This window comes from Stenotrophomonas sp. Steno-Z10-HUANG (genome assembly GCF_056393075.1).
On record NZ_JBWJPA010000003.1, the window covers coordinates 290,027 to 306,602 of the forward strand.

17 protein-coding genes, 1 tRNA gene and 1 other RNA gene are annotated in these 16,576 nt (G+C 69.6%); 8 read left to right on the top strand and 11 right to left on the bottom strand.

Going from position 1 to position 16,576, the window contains the following annotated elements; genetic code table 11:
- The first annotated feature begins 89 nt into the window (after window positions 1-89).
- The 5 genes from AC06E6_RS06395 to AC06E6_RS06415 all read left to right on the top strand — a co-directional run bounded on the left by AC06E6_RS06395 (window position 90) and on the right by AC06E6_RS06415 (window position 4,269).
- On the top strand, window positions 90-608 hold the full coding sequence (locus AC06E6_RS06395; RefSeq protein ID WP_233996379.1) for an RNA polymerase sigma factor: 519 nt from the start codon (window positions 90-92) through the stop codon (window positions 606-608).
- On the top strand, window positions 605-1,525 hold the full coding sequence (locus AC06E6_RS06400) for a hypothetical protein (protein ID WP_478060640.1): 921 nt from the start codon (window positions 605-607) through the stop codon (window positions 1,523-1,525). The genes AC06E6_RS06395 and AC06E6_RS06400 overlap by 4 nt, the downstream gene beginning before the upstream one ends.
- A gap of 80 nt (window positions 1,526-1,605) precedes the next feature.
- Window positions 1,606-2,196: an IMPACT family protein gene (locus AC06E6_RS06405; RefSeq protein ID WP_240211927.1), complete on the top strand. Its 591-nt coding sequence runs from the start codon at window positions 1,606-1,608 to the stop codon at window positions 2,194-2,196.
- 37 nt (window positions 2,197-2,233) lie between these two features.
- Window positions 2,234-4,003 (top strand): ABC transporter transmembrane domain-containing protein, encoded by a 1,770-nt coding sequence (locus AC06E6_RS06410; protein ID WP_240211926.1) that lies wholly within the window; start codon window positions 2,234-2,236, stop codon window positions 4,001-4,003.
- A gap of 74 nt (window positions 4,004-4,077) precedes the next feature.
- Window positions 4,078-4,269, top strand: coding sequence for a hypothetical protein (locus tag AC06E6_RS06415; RefSeq protein ID WP_104939092.1), 192 nt, complete (start codon window positions 4,078-4,080; stop codon window positions 4,267-4,269).
- A 394-nt stretch (window positions 4,270-4,663) separates the two neighbouring features.
- On the opposite strand, the gene AC06E6_RS06420 is transcribed toward AC06E6_RS06415, so the two are convergent.
- The 5 genes from AC06E6_RS06420 to grpE all read right to left on the bottom strand — a co-directional run bounded on the left by AC06E6_RS06420 (window position 4,664) and on the right by grpE (window position 10,658).
- The gene (locus tag AC06E6_RS06420; protein WP_240211925.1) at window positions 4,664-5,785 is read right to left on the bottom strand and encodes a prephenate dehydrogenase; all 1,122 of its coding nucleotides are present in this window, start codon (window positions 5,783-5,785) and stop codon (window positions 4,664-4,666) included.
- A complete protein-coding gene (gene pdxY / locus AC06E6_RS06425) occupies window positions 5,782-6,690 on the bottom strand; it encodes a pyridoxal kinase (RefSeq protein WP_240211924.1) in 909 nt (302 codons plus the stop codon). The genes AC06E6_RS06420 and pdxY overlap by 4 nt, the downstream gene beginning before the upstream one ends.
- Before the next feature lie 124 nt (window positions 6,691-6,814).
- On the bottom strand, window positions 6,815-7,945 hold the full coding sequence (gene dnaJ / locus AC06E6_RS06430; protein ID WP_104939095.1) for a molecular chaperone DnaJ: 1,131 nt from the start codon (window positions 7,943-7,945) through the stop codon (window positions 6,815-6,817).
- Between the two features lie 133 nt (window positions 7,946-8,078).
- A complete protein-coding gene (gene dnaK, locus AC06E6_RS06435) occupies window positions 8,079-10,001 on the bottom strand; it encodes a molecular chaperone DnaK (protein ID WP_240211923.1) in 1,923 nt (640 codons plus the stop codon).
- A gap of 141 nt (window positions 10,002-10,142) precedes the next feature.
- Window positions 10,143-10,658, bottom strand: a complete 516-nt coding sequence (gene grpE, locus AC06E6_RS06440; RefSeq protein ID WP_240211922.1) for a nucleotide exchange factor GrpE — start codon at window positions 10,656-10,658, stop codon at window positions 10,143-10,145.
- A 186-nt stretch (window positions 10,659-10,844) separates the two neighbouring features.
- On the opposite strand from grpE, the gene recN reads away from it, so the two are divergent.
- Window positions 10,845-12,518, top strand: coding sequence for a DNA repair protein RecN (gene recN / locus AC06E6_RS06445; RefSeq protein WP_240211921.1), 1,674 nt, complete (start codon window positions 10,845-10,847; stop codon window positions 12,516-12,518).
- Between the two features lie 264 nt (window positions 12,519-12,782).
- Here recN and fur read toward each other — a convergent pair whose 3' ends face one another.
- Window positions 12,783-13,190, bottom strand: coding sequence for a ferric iron uptake transcriptional regulator (gene fur, locus AC06E6_RS06450; RefSeq protein WP_054668708.1), 408 nt, complete (start codon window positions 13,188-13,190; stop codon window positions 12,783-12,785).
- 104 nt (window positions 13,191-13,294) lie between these two features.
- Here fur and AC06E6_RS06455 point away from each other — a divergent pair, with 104 nt between their 5' ends.
- Window positions 13,295-13,690, top strand: coding sequence for an outer membrane protein assembly factor BamE (locus tag AC06E6_RS06455; protein WP_104939099.1), 396 nt, complete (start codon window positions 13,295-13,297; stop codon window positions 13,688-13,690).
- 21 nt (window positions 13,691-13,711) lie between these two features.
- Here AC06E6_RS06455 and AC06E6_RS06460 read toward each other — a convergent pair whose 3' ends face one another.
- The gene (locus AC06E6_RS06460; RefSeq protein ID WP_161613653.1) at window positions 13,712-13,969 is read right to left on the bottom strand and encodes an RnfH family protein; all 258 of its coding nucleotides are present in this window, start codon (window positions 13,967-13,969) and stop codon (window positions 13,712-13,714) included.
- A gap of 3 nt (window positions 13,970-13,972) precedes the next feature.
- On the bottom strand, window positions 13,973-14,401 hold the full coding sequence (locus AC06E6_RS06465) for a type II toxin-antitoxin system RatA family toxin (protein ID WP_161613652.1): 429 nt from the start codon (window positions 14,399-14,401) through the stop codon (window positions 13,973-13,975).
- A gap of 52 nt (window positions 14,402-14,453) precedes the next feature.
- On the opposite strand from AC06E6_RS06465, the gene smpB reads away from it, so the two are divergent.
- Window positions 14,454-14,957 carry an SsrA-binding protein SmpB gene (gene smpB, locus AC06E6_RS06470; protein ID WP_054666626.1) on the top strand — a complete coding sequence of 168 codons (504 nt, stop codon included), beginning with the start codon at window positions 14,454-14,456 and terminating at the stop codon, window positions 14,955-14,957.
- Window positions 14,958-15,606: 649 nt separating this feature from the next.
- On the opposite strand, the gene ssrA is transcribed toward smpB, so the two are convergent.
- The 3 genes from ssrA to csrA form a co-directional block, all read right to left on the bottom strand.
- Window positions 15,607-15,960: a transfer-messenger RNA gene (ssrA, locus tag AC06E6_RS06475) on the bottom strand.
- Between the two features lie 226 nt (window positions 15,961-16,186).
- Window positions 16,187-16,279 (bottom strand) — tRNA-Ser (locus AC06E6_RS06480).
- 74 nt (window positions 16,280-16,353) lie between these two features.
- The gene (gene csrA, locus AC06E6_RS06485; RefSeq protein WP_054668711.1) at window positions 16,354-16,557 is read right to left on the bottom strand and encodes a carbon storage regulator CsrA; all 204 of its coding nucleotides are present in this window, start codon (window positions 16,555-16,557) and stop codon (window positions 16,354-16,356) included.
- Window positions 16,558-16,576: the final 19 nt, after the last annotated feature.

The following is a 16,576-nucleotide window of genomic DNA, read 5'->3' on the forward strand; positions in this document are numbered from 1 at the left end:
CGCCCGGCGGCGACTAGGCAGTGGCGCGGCCAGCGCTTAGGCTGGGCCGCGTGGATACCGCCCTCCAAGCCCCGACCGACGAAGCGCTGATGCTGGCCTACGCCGAAGGCGACGGCGAAGCCTTCGCCGAGCTGTATGCGCGGCATCGCGCGCGGCTGTTCCACTACCTGCTGGGCCAGCTGCGCGACCGCGCGTTGGCCGAGGAGCTGTTCCAGGATGTGTGGCAGCGGATGATCCTGGCCCGCTCGCGCTGGAAGCCGGAGGCGAGCTTCGCCACCTGGCTGTTCCGCATCGCCCACAACCGCCTGAACGACCACTGGCGCGCGGCGCGGCACCGGCCCGCCGCCCCGGACGATGCCGAACAGCGCACCGCGCGCCTGGCCGATGCCTGCACCCCGGAACTGCTGGCCCACGAACAGGACGAACGGCTGCGGCTGCGCCAGGCCATGGCCGAGTTGCCGCAGGAGCAGCAGGAAGTCCTGATCCTGCGCCTGGAGCAGGAACTGAGCCTGGAGGAGATCGGGCAGATCACCGGCGTGGGCCGGGAAACCGTCAAGTCGCGGCTGCGCTATGCGATGGACAAGCTGCGCGCGAGGTTGAGCGAATGAACAGGTCCGAACCCCTGACTCCCGAAGAGCGCGAACTGGCAAGGCTGCTGGGTCGTCCCGCCGCGGGCATCGCGCCGTCGGCGCGGATCGACGCAGCCATCGCCGCGCTCGCGCGCGAACCGGCCGGGTCGGAACCGGCGCCGCAGCCGTCCGCGCCCCCGGCCACTTTCACTACCGGCGCGCGCCCGGCACGACGCGGCTGGCGCCGCGGCCTGGTGTCCTCGCTCGCCGCCGCCGCGTCGCTGGTGCTGGTTGTCGGCCTGGCCTGGCAGCTGCGGCCCACCCCACCACCGCTGCCCGCGGCGGTGGCACCGGTGCCGATGACCGCCACGGAGGCGCGCGACGCGGCGGTATCGCCCCCGCCGCCGTCCGTTCCCGCCCCCATGGCAGCGCCACCGCCAAGCCAGGCCCCTGTCGACAGCCAGGCACGGAAAGCAGCAGCGCCCGCGCGGGCCGCACCGGCAGCGGCGCGCGCGCCGGTCGCCTCCGTGCCGCCTCCGCCGCCTTCGCCGCCGCCGGCACCCGCCGCGCCTGCGCCTGCCCCTGCCACTGCCACGGCATCGCGGGTTGGCCCCACGGCGTCCAGCTACGCGCTGGAACCCGCCGCCGCGGCGGAGCAGGCCGCGGTGCAAGCCGAACTGCGTCTGCATTCGCCCCCCCAGGACGCACGCGCGGCTGCGCCGGTCCAGGCGTCCGCCGCCAGGCGGCCCGAACCGACCGCAGCGGAGGTCGTGCCCGCCGCGTCGGCCGCCATCGACGGGGACGCGCGCCTGCCGCGTCGGCAATGGCTGCAGCGCATCCGCGCGCGGCGTGCCGACGGTGACCTGGACAACGCACGTGCCAGCCTGGAGCGTTTCATGCAGGTCTATCCGGAAGCCCGTATCCCGCGCGACCTGCGGCCGTTGCTGGGCGACTGAGCGGCATCCCGCCGGCGGTTGCCGCGCGCGGGCCCGGTCCCGTCCGGCAAATGATTGCCCGGCGGCCTAGAATGTGGGCGATGCCCGACACCCTCGCCGCACCCGCCAGCCACCTGCTGGAGATCAAGCACAGCCGTTTTCTTGCCCAGGCCATGCCGATCGGCAATGCGGCCGATGCACTGTCCTTCGTCAGCACGGTCTCGGTGGCCGACGCCACCCACAACTGCTGGGCCTACCGCTGCGGCAACGAATACCGTTCCAGCGACGACGGCGAGCCCGCCGGTACCGCCGGTCGCCCGATCCTGGCGGCGATCGATGGCCAGGGCTACGACCGTGTCGTGGTGGTGGTGACCCGCTGGTACGGCGGCATCAAGCTCGGCGCCGGTGGGCTGGTGCGCGCCTACGGCGGCACCGCCGCCGAATGCCTGCGGCTGGCGCCGCGCCTGCCGCTGGTGGCGATGCGCAGGCTGCGGCTGGCGTGCCCGTTCGCCGAGCTGGGCACCGTGCATGCGCAGTTGGCCGCGCATGCGGCGGACAAGCTCGGCGAGGAATTCGACGAGCATGGCGCGCAACTGGCCATCGAACTGCCCGCCGAGCGGGTGGACGGCTTGAAAACCCATCTGCGCGACGCCACCCGTGACAGGGTGCGCTGGCTCGACGCCGGCGGCTGACGCCGGCACCGCCCTTCCTTTTTCCACTGCCACGCCCATGACCGATACCGCCACCGCTCCCTCTTCTTCCGCCAAGGCACGGCTGGGCACGCTGCGGGCGCTGTGGCCGTTCGTGCGCCGCCACATGGCGCTGTTCACCGCCTGGCTGGCGGCGCTGGCGGTGGCTTCGGTGGCCACGCTGAGCTTCCCGGTCGCGTTCCGGCGCATGATCGACGACGGCTTCAGCAACGGCAGCAACATCGACCAGGTATTCCTGCTGGTGTTCGCGGTGGTGGTGGTGCTGGCGGTGGCGAGCGCCGCGCGCTTCTTCTTCGTGTCGCTGCTGGGCGAAAAAGTGGTGGCCGACCTCCGGCGCCAGCTCTACGCGCACCTGATCGCGCTGGACGCGCAGTTCCATGACCGCAACCGCAGCGGCGAACTGGTCTCGCGGTTGTCCGCCGACAGCGAACTGCTGCGCAGCGTGGTCGGCAGCAGCATGTCGGTGGCGCTGCGCAGCACCGTGACGGTGGTCGGCAGCGTGGCCATGCTGTTCGTCACCAGCCCGCGGCTGGCGGCGTTCACCCTGGTCGGCATCCCGCTGGCGGTCCTGCCGATCATCCTCGGCGCACGCCGGCTGGAAAAGGCCTCGCGCGCCAGCCAGGACCGCGTCGCCGATGCCAACAACCTCGCCAGCGAAACCCTGGGCGCGGTCCGCACGGTGCAGGCGCATGCGCGCGAAGGCTACGAAACCGGCCGCTTCGCCGACGCGGTGGCGGTAGCGGTGGCCACCGCGCGCGGACGCATCCGCACCCAGTCGCTGGTCACCGCCATCGTCATCACCCTGGTGTTCGGCGCGGTGGTGCTGGTGCTGTGGTCGGGCGCGCATGACGTGATCGCCGGGCGCATCAGCAAGGGCGAGCTGGGCCAGTTCGTGTTCTACGCGCTGATCGGCGGCGGCTCGGTAGGCGCACTGGCCGAGGTGTGGAATGAACTGCAGCGTGCCGCCGGCGGCATGGGCCGCATCGCCGAACTGCTGCAGGAACGCCCGGGCGTCAGCGCGCCGCCCGCGCCGCTGGCGCTGCCCACGCCGCTGCGCGGCGATATCCGCTTCCAGGACGTGGTCTTCCACTACCCGCAGCGCCCCGGGCAGCCGGCGCTGGACGGCTTCACCCTGCACGTGCGGCCGGGCGAGACCGTGGCGCTGGTCGGCCCCTCCGGGGCCGGCAAGAGCACGGTGCTGTCGCTGCTGCTGCGTTTCCACGATCCCGAGGCGGGAACCATCAGCGTCGATGGCATCGACCTGCGCCAGGCCGAACCGACCGCGCTGCGCGAACGGATCGCGCTGGTGCCGCAGCAACCGGCGCTGTTCGCCTCCAGTGCCGCCGACAACATCCGCTACGGACGCCTGCAGGCCAGCGACGAGGAAGTGCATGCCGCCGCCCGCGCCGCCGAGGCCGACGATTTCATCCGTGCCCTGCCCGAGGGCTACGCCAGCGAGCTCGGCGAGCGCGGCGCGCGCCTGTCCGGCGGCCAGCAGCAGCGCATCGCCATCGCCCGCGCCCTGCTCAAGGACGCGCCGATCCTGCTGCTGGACGAAGCCACCAGCGCGCTGGACGCGCAGAGCGAACGCGCGGTGCAGCAGGCGCTGGAACGGCTGATGGCCGGCCGCACCACGCTAGTGATCGCGCACCGCCTGGCCACCGTGCTCAAGGCCGACCGCATCGTGGTGATGGACCACGGCCGCATCGTGGCGCAGGGTACCCACGCGCAGTTGCTGCGTGAGGGCGGCCTGTACGCGGAACTGGCGCGGCTGCAGTTCATCGACTGACGACGCCACGCTAACGCGCGCCGATGCAGGCTGGCCCGGACGTACCGGGTTGCATGCCACGCAGGAGGTTGCCGATGTCGTTCCGTCAGTTCCCCGCCACCGACAGCAACGGCGAGAGCCGCATCATCATCGAGTTCGTTCCCGAGCCCGGCAGCGCCGGCAACGGCGATACCACGCCGCGCTATGAACTGGACGATGGCCGCCACCTGCGGCGCAACGCGCGCGAATTCGTCACGCTCGACGGACAGGTGCGGCTGCACATCTGAACAACCGGCGGGCACCCGCGCGCACGATTTCCGTGCGTGCGCCGGCCTTGTCGCCACACGCGCCGGCATCACCGCCGGTGCGCGCATCCAGCTGGCGAATAATTGACCAGCCATCTTGACAGCCTTGCGCCGCAACGGCTGCCGGCGTTCATCCACAGGCTTGTGCGCAGGTCATCCACACCCGCTGTGGATGAATGCGCGGGACACCGCCGACAACGCCTGGCGGAGCGGTGCTGCCGGCGATGCGACCGCAACCGGTGCTTTCCCCGGATCGCCGATGCGCGCCGGCCAAAAATTCGCCATCCATCTTGACAGCCTTGCGCCACAACGGCTGCCGGCATTCATCCACAGGCTTGTGCGCAGGTCATCCACACCCGCTGTGGATGACGCACGTTCAGTGCTGCAGTACCCGGCCGATGCCGGTGTGGTCGATCTCGCGCGCGGCCGCGTCCAGCAGGTCCGGCGCATAGCGCTGGGCGAAGCCGATGCGGAAATGCACCTCGCCCGCAGGCGTACGCGAGGAATGGATCGAGGACAGGCTGATGCCGTGCCGTTCGAAAATGTGCAGCAGCTCGCGCAGCGAACCGGCACGATCCTCGGGCAGGTGCACGCTCATCGCGCGCGTGTCGGTGAGGTCGGCCAGCAGGTAGCCCAGGCGCTCGAAGCTGTAATTGCCATCGCGCAGCACCTGCTCGCCCACCGCCTGGCGGTTGTCGTCCAGGAACTGGCTGCGGAAGGCCGCCCGCGCCGCATCGCTGCCGTCGGCCAGCTGCGCGCGCAGCTGCCGCAGCTGCTCCAGCATGCGGTCCAGCACCTCGCCCGCGTGCGGGTTGCCGAACTGGATGTCCTCGTAGATCGCCGGGTTGAGCGACAGGATGCGCGAGATCACCGCCGCATCCAGTTCGAATGCGGTCGAGCGGTACGGCATCAGCGCCTGCAGTTCGCCAAGCAGCGGCGCGTAGCTGCGCAGCACGCCGGCCTGGGCCAGGTGGCTGGCATGTACCAGCGCCTGCACCAGCGCCATCACCCGGTCGTGGTGCTCGGGCGTGGCCGGCACGCACTCGGCCTCCAGCGCGGCATACAGCCGTTCCAGCCAGGGCTGCCAGCACGCGGCCACGCGCGCCTCGCACACCACCATCACCCGGCCCTTGAGCGTGGGCGCCTTGGGCGGCGCGGTCATCGGATGCAGCCCGGCCACGGAGGCCTGCGAGCGCAGCATCGCCGCCATCGGTGCGCTCTTGATCGAGGTCACGTCCAGCCACAGCCTGCCGCGTTCGCGCCCGCCCGAGCGCCGTACGTACTCGTCGATCAGGGCCGGCGTATGCCGGATCGGCGCCGAGAACAACAGCACGTCGGCGCGCTCGAGCAGCTGTTCGGGCGTCTGCGAGGCGGCGTCGACCGGATCGTGGCCGATCACCTCCAGCCCCATGCGTGCCTGGAAAAACCCGCGCAGCCAGCGGCCATAGGCGCCGCCGCTGCCGACGATGCCGACGACCGGCGCCTGCGCCGCGCTCACGCCAGCCGCTCGGCGCGGAACCGGTGCGGCGTACCCAGTGCCGCCGGCGCCGCCGCCAATACGTCGAATTCCTCCACGCCGTGCGCCAGCGTCGCTTCCAGCGCGGCATGTACGCCGGCGATGGCGCGCCCCACCGCGTCGTCGAAGCGATGGCCCTTGAGCAGGAACGCCACCAGCAGCGACATCAGCACATCGCCGGTGCCGGCCACGTCCACCGGCAGGTGCGGCGAGGCCCAGCGCCAGACCTCGTCGCGGCCGATCGCCAGGGTCACCAGTTCGCCCGGCACGCCGGACACCGAATGCGCGATCACCCACTGCGGGCCGCGTTCAAGCAGCACGCGCGAAGCGGCGATGGCGTCGTCCTGGCGTAGCGCCGGCATGCCGGTCAGGCGGCCCAGTTCGAAGGCATTGGGGGTGACCAGCCAGGCATGCGGCAGCAACCGCTCGGCGAAGATGCGCTCCAGCCCCGGCTCGACATAGGGACCGGTGTGGGTATCGCCGATCACCGGGTCCAGGCAGTAGCGCAGGTCCGGGCAGGCGGGCAGCACCGTGTCCAGCCAGTCGGCGAACGCCGCGCCGTTGGCCACGCTGCCGAAATAACCGGACACCAGCGCGCCGGCGCGCTGCGGCAGGCCGCGCTCGCTGGCTCCCTGCAGCAGTTCGGCGAACCAGTCCGCCGGCAGCACGCGGCCGCGCAGCGTCGCGTAGAACGGCGCGTTGCTGAGCAGGGTGGTGGGAATCTCCGCCACGCGCAGGCCCAGCGCGCGCAGCGGCGGCACCGCTGCGCTGTTGCCGGCATGGCCGTAGACCAGCTGCGACTGTACGGAAATCACGTCCACCGGCGAAGGCCCGTCCGGGCGTTGCCGGCGACCGTGCACGAGATGGCTGTGGTCGACGTCGTTCATCGCCGCATTCTACGCCTGCACAAACGGTGGCCGGCGGCATGGATGCGCACGCAACCAAATGCCGGAAACGACGAAGCCGCAGCGGACTGCGGCCTGGTCATGGCATTGCAGCGATCGCGCCGGGTCAGGACGAGGTCATACGGTCCCAGAAGCCCTTGACGCCGTCCAGGAAAGTGGCCGACTTGGGCGAGTGCTTGCGCGCCTCCTCGCCACTGAAGGTGGCCTCGAACTGCTCCAGCAGCCGGCGCTGCTCGGCGGTCAGGTTGACCGGCGTCTCCACCACGATGCGGCAGTATAGGTCGCCCTCGGTACGGCTGCGCACCGAGCGCACGCCCTTGCCGCGCAGGCGGAACAGTTTGCCGGTCTGGGTCTCGGCGGGAATGCGGATCTCCGCCTCGCCGCCCAGCGTGGCCACGCGCACGGCGTCGCCCAGCGCCGCCTGCGAAATGCGGATCGGCACTTCGCAGTGCAGGTCGTCGCCGTCGCGGGTGAAGATCGGGTGCTCGCGCACGCGCACTTCCACGTAGAGGTCGCCCGGCGGGGTACCGGCCGGACCGGCCTCGCCCTCGCCCTGCAGGCGGATGCGGTCGCCGGTATCGACGCCAGCCGGCACTTTGACCGACAGCACCTTGTCTTCCTCGACGCGGCCATTGCCATGGCAGGTCCTGCACGGGCGGGCGACGATCTGGCCGCGGCCGCCGCAGTTGTGGCAGGCCTGCTGCATGGCGAAGATGCCGCGCTGCATGCGCACCTGGCCACGACCGCCGCAGACGTTGCAGGTCTCGACCTTGCCGTCCTCCGAACCGCTGCCGTCGCAGTCGCCGCACTCGACCAAGGTCGGGATTTCGATGCGCCGTTCCACGCCGGCCACCGCTTCCTCCAGGTCCAGCTCCATCACGTAGCCGATGTCGGCGCCGCGACGCGCCTGGCGGGCGCCGCCGCCCCCGCCGAAGATGTTGCCGAAGATGTCGCCGAAGATGTCGCCCATGTCCGGGCCACCGGGACCGCCGCCCATGCCGCCCATGCCGTGTTCGAACGCGGCGTGGCCGTGGGCGTCGTACATGCGCCGCTTGTTGCCGTCGGACAGGACCTCGTAGGCCTCCTTGCACTCCTTGAAGGCGGCTTCGGCCGCGGCATCGCCCGGGTTGCGGTCCGGGTGGTGCTTCATCGCGCAGCGACGGTAGGCCTTCTTCAGTTCCTCGTCGCCGGCGTCGCGGGAGACACCCAGTACTTCGTAGTAATCGCGCTTGCTCATGCTCTACCTCTCCCTCCCCCTCCAGGGGAGGGCTGGGGCGGGGGTTCGTGGATGCGACAAGGGCCCGGGACCGCGATGCGGTCCCGAACCCTCACCCCGGCCCCTCTCCGCGCAGGGAGAGGGGCACCGGACGTCAGGACTTCTTGTCGTCCTTGACCTCGGTGAACTCGGCATCGACCACGTCGTCGTTCGACGGGCCGGCCGCACCGGCACCCGGGGCCGGGCCACCCTGCTCGCCGGCCGAAGCGGCGGCGTACAGCGACTGGCCGGCTTCCTCCAGCGCCTTGGAACGCGCCTCGATCTGCGCCTTGTCGTCGCCCTTCATCGCGGTTTCCAGGTCGGCCAGGGCCGCCTCCACCTTGCCGATGACATCGCCGCCGACCTTGCTGCCGTGCTCGGTGATGGCGCTGCGGGTGGCGTGGATCAGGCCGTCGGCCTGGTTGCGCGCCTGCACCAGCTCCTGGAACTTCTTGTCTTCCTCGCGGTGCGCCTCGGCGTCGGCGACCATCCGGTTGATCTCGTCCTCGGACAGGCCCGAGCCGGCCTTGATCTCGACCTTCTGCTCCTTGTTGGTCTTCTTGTCCTTGGCCGAGACGTGCAGGATGCCGTTGGCGTCGATGTCGAAGGACACCTCGACCTGCGGCAGGCCGCGCGGCGCCGGTTCGATGCCGGTCAGGTCGAACTTGGCCAGCGACTTGTTGTAGCGGGCCTGTTCGCGCTCGCCCTGCAGCACGTGCACGGTCACCGCCGACTGGTTGTCCTCGGCGGTGGAGAACACCTGCGAGGCCTTGGTCGGGATGGTGGTGTTCTTCTCGATGATCTTGGTGAACACGCCACCCAGGGTCTCGATGCCCAGCGACAGCGGGGTCACGTCCAGCAGCAGCACGTCCTTGACGTCGCCGGCCAGCACGCCGCCCTGGATCGCGGCGCCCAGCGCCACGGCCTCGTCCGGGTTGACGTCCTTGCGCGGCTCCTTGCCGAAGAACTCGGCCACGGCCTGCTGCACCTTCGGCATGCGGGTCTGGCCGCCGACCAGGATCACCTCGTGGATATCGCTCGAACGCAGGCCGGCATCGTTCAGCGCGGTGCGGCACGGCTCGATCGACTTCTTGATCAGGTCTTCCACCAGCGCTTCCAGCTTGGCGCGGGTCAGCTTGATGTTCAGGTGCTTCGGACCGGACGCGTCGGCGGTGACGTACGGCAGGTTCACCTCGGTCTGCTGCGCGCTGGACAGCTCGATCTTGGCGCGCTCGGCCGCGTCCTTCAGGCGCTGCAGGGCCAGCGGGTCCTTGCGCAGGTCGATGCCCTGGTCCTTGTTGAACTCGTCGACCAGGTACTCGATGACGCGGTTGTCGAAGTCCTCGCCGCCGAGGAAGGTGTCACCGTTGGTGGCCAGCACTTCGAACTGCTTCTCGCCGTCGACGTTGGCGATCTCGATGATCGACACGTCGAAGGTGCCGCCGCCCAGGTCGTAGACGACGATCTTGCGGTCCTTGTTGTCGCCCTTGTCCAGGCCATAGGCCAGCGCAGCCGCGGTCGGCTCGTTGATGATGCGCTTGACGTCCAGGCCGGCGATGCGGCCGGCGTCCTTGGTCGCCTGGCGCTGGCTGTCGTTGAAGTACGCCGGCACGGTGATGACCGCCTCGGTGACCTTCTCGCCGAGGAAGTCCTCGGCGGTCTTCTTCATCTTTTCCAGCACCTTGGCGGAGATTTCCTGCGGCGCCATCTTGCGGCCGTCGCTGGTCTGCACCCAGGCGTCGCCGTTGTCATGGGCCAGGATGCCGTACGGCACGTGGGCGATGTCCTTCTGCACCTCGCCGTCGGTGAACTTGCGGCCGATCAGGCGCTTCACCGCGTAGAAGGTGTTCTTCGGATTGGTGACGGCCTGGCGCTTGGCCGAGGCGCCCACCAGCACTTCGCCGTCCTTGGTGTAGGCGACGATGGAAGGCGTGGTGCGGTCGCCTTCCGAGTTCTCGATGACGCGGGCCTTGCCGCCGTCCATGATCGCCACGCACGAGTTGGTGGTGCCGAGGTCGATACCAATGATCTTGCCCATGGGGGACTCCTGAGGATTCGTGTGCCGGCAGCCGCCGGGTATGAACGGGATGTGGGGGATGGCCGGATGACATTCAAGCCACCCCCGGAACGCTGTTTGCCGCTGGCCGCCGGCGTTAAGGCGGCGGCCAGCCGGCCGGGGTCAGTCGACCCGGGCCACCACCACCAGCGCCGGCCGCAGCAGGCGCTCGTTGAGCAGGTAGCCCTTCTGGAACACGGTCACCACCGCGCCCGGGGCCATCCCGGCCGGCGCGTCGACCTGGCTGATGGCCTGGTGATGCTCGGGATTGAAGGCCTGGCCCACCGGGTCGAGCAGGGTCAGGCCGTTGTCGGCAGCGACCTTGAGCAGTTGCTTGTAGGTCAGCTCCAGCCCTTCGCGCAGCGGGCTGGGCTCGCTGCCGGCGGCGGCCAGCCCCGCGTCCAGGCTGTCGAACACCGGCAGCAGCTCGCCCAGCAGCTTCTCGTTGGCGAACTTGCGCGCCTGTTCGATGTCGCGCGCCACGCGCTTGCGCTGGTTTTCCAGGTCGGCGCGCTCGCGCAGCGACTCGCCCTTGAGCTGCTCGATCTCGGCGCGCAGCGCCTGGACCTGCGCGTCCTGCGCCGCGGCCATGCCGTCGGCGCTGTTGTCGGTCTCGAATTCGGGGTGGTCTTGGTTCATTTCCGGTTCCCTGGCGGTCGTTCTGCCGCCTGCCTGCTCCCCCGTATGTGGGCTGCCCCCCGGGTTTCAAGGTTCCGGCTCATCCGGTGCGACGGCCGCGCATTAATGTGGCGCCCGGAGCGCCCTTCCCGGATTGACCCGCCGCATGCACATGCTAGTTTTGCGCGGCCCCATCTTCTGCCGACCATGCTCAGACATCTTTCGATCAAGGATTTCGCCGTCGTCCGCGCCACCGAACTGGAGTTCGGGCCAGGCATGACCGTGGTTTCCGGCGAGACCGGCGCCGGCAAGTCGCTGATGGTCGACGCCCTGGGCTTCCTGTCCGGGCTGCGCGCCGACAGCGGCGTCGTCCGCCACGGCGCCAGCCGGGCCGAGCTTTCGGCCGAATTCGACCTGGACGACGGCGCCCCGGCCCGCCGCTGGCTGCAGGACAACGAACTGGACGACGAGGACCAGTGCCAGCTGCGCCGGGTGATCCGCGCCGACGGCGGCTCGCGCGCCTTCATCAACGGTCGCCCGGTACCGGTGTCACAGCTGGCCGAACTGGCCGCCTTCCTGGTCGAGATCCATGGCCAGCACGAACAGCAGGCGCTGCTGTCGCGCCCCAGCCAGCTGGCGCTGCTCGACGCCTATGCCCGCAACGACGCCGAGCGCGCCGCGGTACGCGCCGCCAGCAGCCGCTGGCAGGCGCTGGTCGACGAGCGCGACGCGCTGTCGCAGCAGGGCGACGTCTCCGACCGCATCGCCTTCCTGGAGCACCAGTTGGGCGAACTGCAGCGCGAGGAACTGGAACCGGCCGCGGTGGCGGCGCTGGCCGCCAGCCACCGCCGCCAGGCGCATTCCACCGCGCTGATCGAAGCCTGCCAGTACGCCGGCGGCGCGCTCAACGGCGACGATGGCCCGTCCCTGCTCGGCCTGCTGCAACAGGTGCGGCACGAACTGTCGCGGGTCAGCCAGCACGACCCGCGGCTGGGCGAGATCGACGGCATGCTCGACGCCGCCGGCATCCAGCTGCACGAGGCGCTGGCCCAGCTGGACCGGGTGCAGGACGATCTGGACAGCGACCCGGAGGCGTTCGAGGACATCGAGCGCCGGCTCGGCCGCCTGCACGACCTGGCACGCAAGCACCGGGTGTCGATGGAGGAGCTGGCGGCCACCCGCGAGCGCATCGCCGCGGAGCTGGAACAACTGCGCGGCGCCGACGCGCGGCTGTCGCAACTGGCGGGCGAGATCGACAAGGCGGCCGCGCACTGGCAGGCGCAGGCCGCCGTGCTCACCGCCAGCCGCGCCACCGCGGCCAGCGCGCTGTCGGACACCACCACCGCGCTGATCGGCGAGCTCGGCATGGGCGGCGGCCAGTTCCTGATCGAGCTGGAACCGCAGCCGCAGCCGCGCCCGGACCCGAATGGCGCCGAACGGGTCGAATTCCTGGTCGCCGCCAACGCCGGGCAGCCGCCCAGGGCGCTGCGCAAAGTCGCCTCCGGCGGCGAACTGTCGCGCATCTCGCTGGCCATCGAAGTGGCGGCACTGGGCCTGGATGCGGTACCGACCATGGTGTTCGACGAGGTTGATTCGGGGATCGGCGGTGCCGTGGCCGATATCGTCGGCAAGAAGCTGCGCGCCCTGGGCGAGCGCCGCCAGGTGTTGTGCGTGACCCACCTGCCGCAGGTCGCTTCCAAGGGCCATGCCCATTACCGGGTCAGCAAGGCGCCGGTGGAAGGCATGACCCAGAGCGCGGTGGAACTGCTCGATGCCAAGGGCCGCGAGGAAGAGCTGGCACGCATGCTCGGCGGCGCCGAAGTCAGCAAGGAAGCCCGCGCCGCGGCCCGCAAACTGCTCGCCGAGGCCTCCGAGGCCTGAGCCGGCCCGGCACGGCACTGCCGGGCCAGGGCCGGGACCCGCCGCACGGGCCCCATCCGCGCCGCCGGGCCTGACCCACCTGACAGCGGCCGCCTCGCTGCCGCTACCGGGCCGGTGCAGGCCAGCGCAGCCGCCGGGCGTCACGCCCCGGCGCTGCCCCTGCATGCCCTTCCCCGCCCCGGGTGCGGGAGGAGGCGCAGACCCGCTGAAACGACGACACCGGCACAAGGCCGGTGTCGTCAGGTACGGGCGCCCAATGGCTGCTCAGCGGCGCTTCTTGCGCACGTAGAGCACGAGCGAATGCTCTTCCAGTTCGTAGCCGTGCTCGGCCGCGATCCGTTTCTGCAGTTCCTCGATCTCGCGGCTCTCGAACTCGATGATCTTGCCGGTATCCACGTCCACCATATGGTCGTGATGGCCACCCCGGTCCAGCTCGTAGACCGCCTGCCCGCCCTCGAAATTGTGCTTGAGCACCAGGCCGGCCGCCTCGAACTGGGTCAGCACGCGATAGACCGTCGCCAGGCCGATCTCGTCGCCGCAGTCGAGCAGCTGCCGGTAGATGTCCTCGGCGGTCAGGTGGTGGTGGGGGGTGTTCTGCTCGAGCAGCGCCAGGATGCGCATCCGCGGATGCGTCACCTTGAGGCCGACTTTGCGCAGGTCGTTGGATTCCATGGCCATCGTGTTCATTGGCGGTTTGACGCCAGTTGCCTCCGGTCAGATCGCGCTGGGTGCCGGGGAGTGTATCATCGCCGGGATTTCCTCATTCGCCCGTCCCAATGCGCAACCTCCTGCTGATCGCCGTTGTCGCCCTGTCCACCACCGGGTGCGGCATCATCTACAAGCAGCCCATCTACCAGGGCAACCTGCTGCAAGAAAAGTCCGTCGCACAGCTGCAGGTGGGCCAGAGCAAGCAGCAGGTCAACGCGCTGCTTGGAACGCCGTCCATCCCCGACCCGTTCCACGCCCAGCGTTGGGATTACACCTCCAGCCAGCGCGTCAACCGCCTGGGCAGGACCGAGGTGAAGAACTTCACCGTGTTCTTCGAGAACGACCGGGTCACCCGCTGGGAAGGCGACTACTTCCCCAACGAGGACGGCGAACTGGCCAAGCGCAGCGTGCGCCAGTTCGGCCCCAACCTGGCCAAGGACAAGAAGAAGCGCGGCGGCCGCTGACGCCCGCCACCGCGCACCGGATCAATCGCCGCCGCGCGCCCGCCGGCGGCGATTTTCTTTGGGGTCGGCCAACAACGGCCTGAGCAGCTCGACGCGGTCACCGTCCTGCAGCAACTGCTGCGGCCGCGCCAGCACGCCATGCACGGCCACCGCCCGGGATTGACCACCGGGATCGAGCGCCGCCGCCGCCACCGCGTCGGCCACCGTCGCCCCCTCGGGCAATACCAGCTCGCGCCGCAGGTAGCGCTCCGGCCAGGCCAGCACCACCTCCACCCGCACGCCTCAGCCCCCCTGCTCGGCCACGCGCACGAAATCGTTGACCATGCGGTCGGCCAGGCCCTGGAAGCCCAGCGCCAGCGCCGGCCCGAGCAGGCGCGAGGTCGGCTCGAACTCGAGCTCCAGGCTCACCTTGCAGGCGGCGTCGGACAATGGCTGGAACTGCCAGCGGCCATGCAGGCGCTTGAACGGGCCGTCCTTCAGCTGCATGTCGATGCTGCCCGGGCGCTGCAGGGTGTTCTCGGTCATGAACCAGGTGCGGAAGGAGCCCAGCCCCAGGTCGAGGCGGGCCACCAGCCGCTCCGGGCCCGCTTCCAGGATCTGCGCCGCCTCGCACCAGCGGAAACGCCGCGGATAGGCGGCAACGTCGTTGACCAGGTCGAACATGCGCTCGGCCGGCTGTTCGACCAGGGCGCTGCGGCGGATGATAGGCATGCGGGATACGGACGGATGTTCGGAAAGCCTCCGAATCGGAGACAATACGGAAATGAGCAAGAAACCCGGTAAGGATAAAGCAAAGAACGCGCAGGCCGACAAAACCATCGCGCTCAACAAGCGCGCGCGCCACGAGTACCACCTGGAAGAACGCTTCGAGGCCGGGCTGGTGCTGCAGGGGTGGGAGATCAAGGCCATCCGCGCCGGGCGCGGCAACATGACCGACGCCTACGCCTACGTGAAGGACGGCGAGATCTTCCTGATCGGCGCGCAGATCACACCGTTGATCCAGGCATCGACCCATACCGTCCCGGAGGACCGGCGCCAGCGCAAGCTGCTGTTGCACCGGCGCGAGATCGACAAGCTCATCGGCCGGGTGGAGCGCGACGGCTACACCCTGGTGCCGACCGCGATGTACTGGAGCAAGAACCGCATCAAGCTGGAAATCGCACTGGCCAAGGGCAAGCAGGCGCATGACAAGCGCGATGCGGCCAAGGACCGCGACTGGGCCCGCGAGAAGCAGCGCGCCCTGCGCGCCCACAACCGCAACGCCTGAGCACGGCGGCGGCCCAGCCGCCCGCCGCATTGCCCACGCAGACGGCCCTGCCCGCCCTGCTGGGCCCGGCATCGCGCGGGTATGACAGCACCGCGCGCCGGGCGACGCCCGCATGCGTCAGCGCCCTGTGCGGCACGCCGCGCGTGATCTGACCACCAGCGATGGAAGCGCCCCCGCTTTCCGGCATTGCCGCCAGCGACGCGGGGCCGCTGGCATCGCATGCCGCTGCCGGCCGCGAACCGTGCCTGCTGGCACCACCGACTTGCGCATCAGCGCAGCCGGCACACCTGCAAGGCTAGGAGAACGGCGTGCATGCCGCACAGCTGGCGCAGGCGGCGTCAGCACAAGCACCCCTGCGCGGGCGTATCTCCTGATAGATGCCCTCCAGTGGCTCCTGGGCAGTCGCGGAAGATGGCGATCACCCCAGCCGCGGATACCGGGTGCCAGCCGCCTTGATTGGCGATGCGACGACGCGGGAACCGCGCCCGATCACGCCCGTCGCGCGATTGGGCCTCACGGCATCACGGCCACACGCGACGGACTGCAGGCTGCACGCAGCGCCCTTGCGCAGGCCTGCGACGCACGCTCCGGGAGCGCGTCGGCGGGCGCAAAAAGAAAAGCCCAGCCGATGAAGGCTGGGCTCTACAGATGGTGGAGGTGGGCGGAATTGAACCGCCGTCCGAAGGCACTCCATCCCCGGCACTACATGCTTAGCTCGCCGTTGTATCTCGCCCCGGAACAGCACGGCGCGCAAAGCGCATCCCAGAACCAGCCCGCTTTATCTAGCTTGGGGCTGACGGGCAGCCACCCCATGCGATTCCGTGATGATGACCCTACGCAGCGAGCACGGACACAAGCTGTTTCGGGGCTTAGGCCTTAAGCGGCCAGAGCGTAGTTGTCGTCGTTGGCAACTATGAGTTGTGCAGCTGGATTTACGAGGAAAGCTACCCCCTCGGCATGCGCCAAGCGACTTCACAACCCCCGTCGAAACCAGTGCACCCCCGATTTCTTCAAGAATTCTTCCGTACTGATCGCCCGCATCCGCGATGCGGCGTGGACGATGCTCGACAGCGGCCATGGTACGCGATGTGGCGCGATGCGTCACCTGCGCGTGCTCCGGCGGACATCTTCCAGTCATGCCTGGCCCGTGGCTTGCATCGCGGCCCGCTCAGGCATGCCCCGGAAACGAAAAACGTCCGCAAACCCGGGGCTTGCAGACGTTCTTCAACTGGCGGAGTGAGAGGGATTCGAACCCTCGATAGAGCTTTTGACCCTATACTCCCTTAGCAGGGGAGCCCCTTCGGCCTCTCGGGCATCACTCCGTTTTCTTTCGCCCTGCCGCGTGTTCCGTGGCAGGGCGCGAAGAATACCGTTTAACGGGGTGAAAGGTAAACCCTTATTCGGAAGTTTCTTCACTTCCCTGTGCAGCCGGCTCGTCGCCGCGCTGGATACGCTGGAAAATTTCCTCACGGTGCACCGCCACGTCCTTGGGCGCGGTGATACCGATACGTACCTGGTTGCCCTTGACGCCGAGCACGGTCACGCTGACCGAGTCACCAATCATCAGGGTTTCGCCTACACGGCGAGTCAGGATCAACATTGTGCGAGTCTCCATGGAA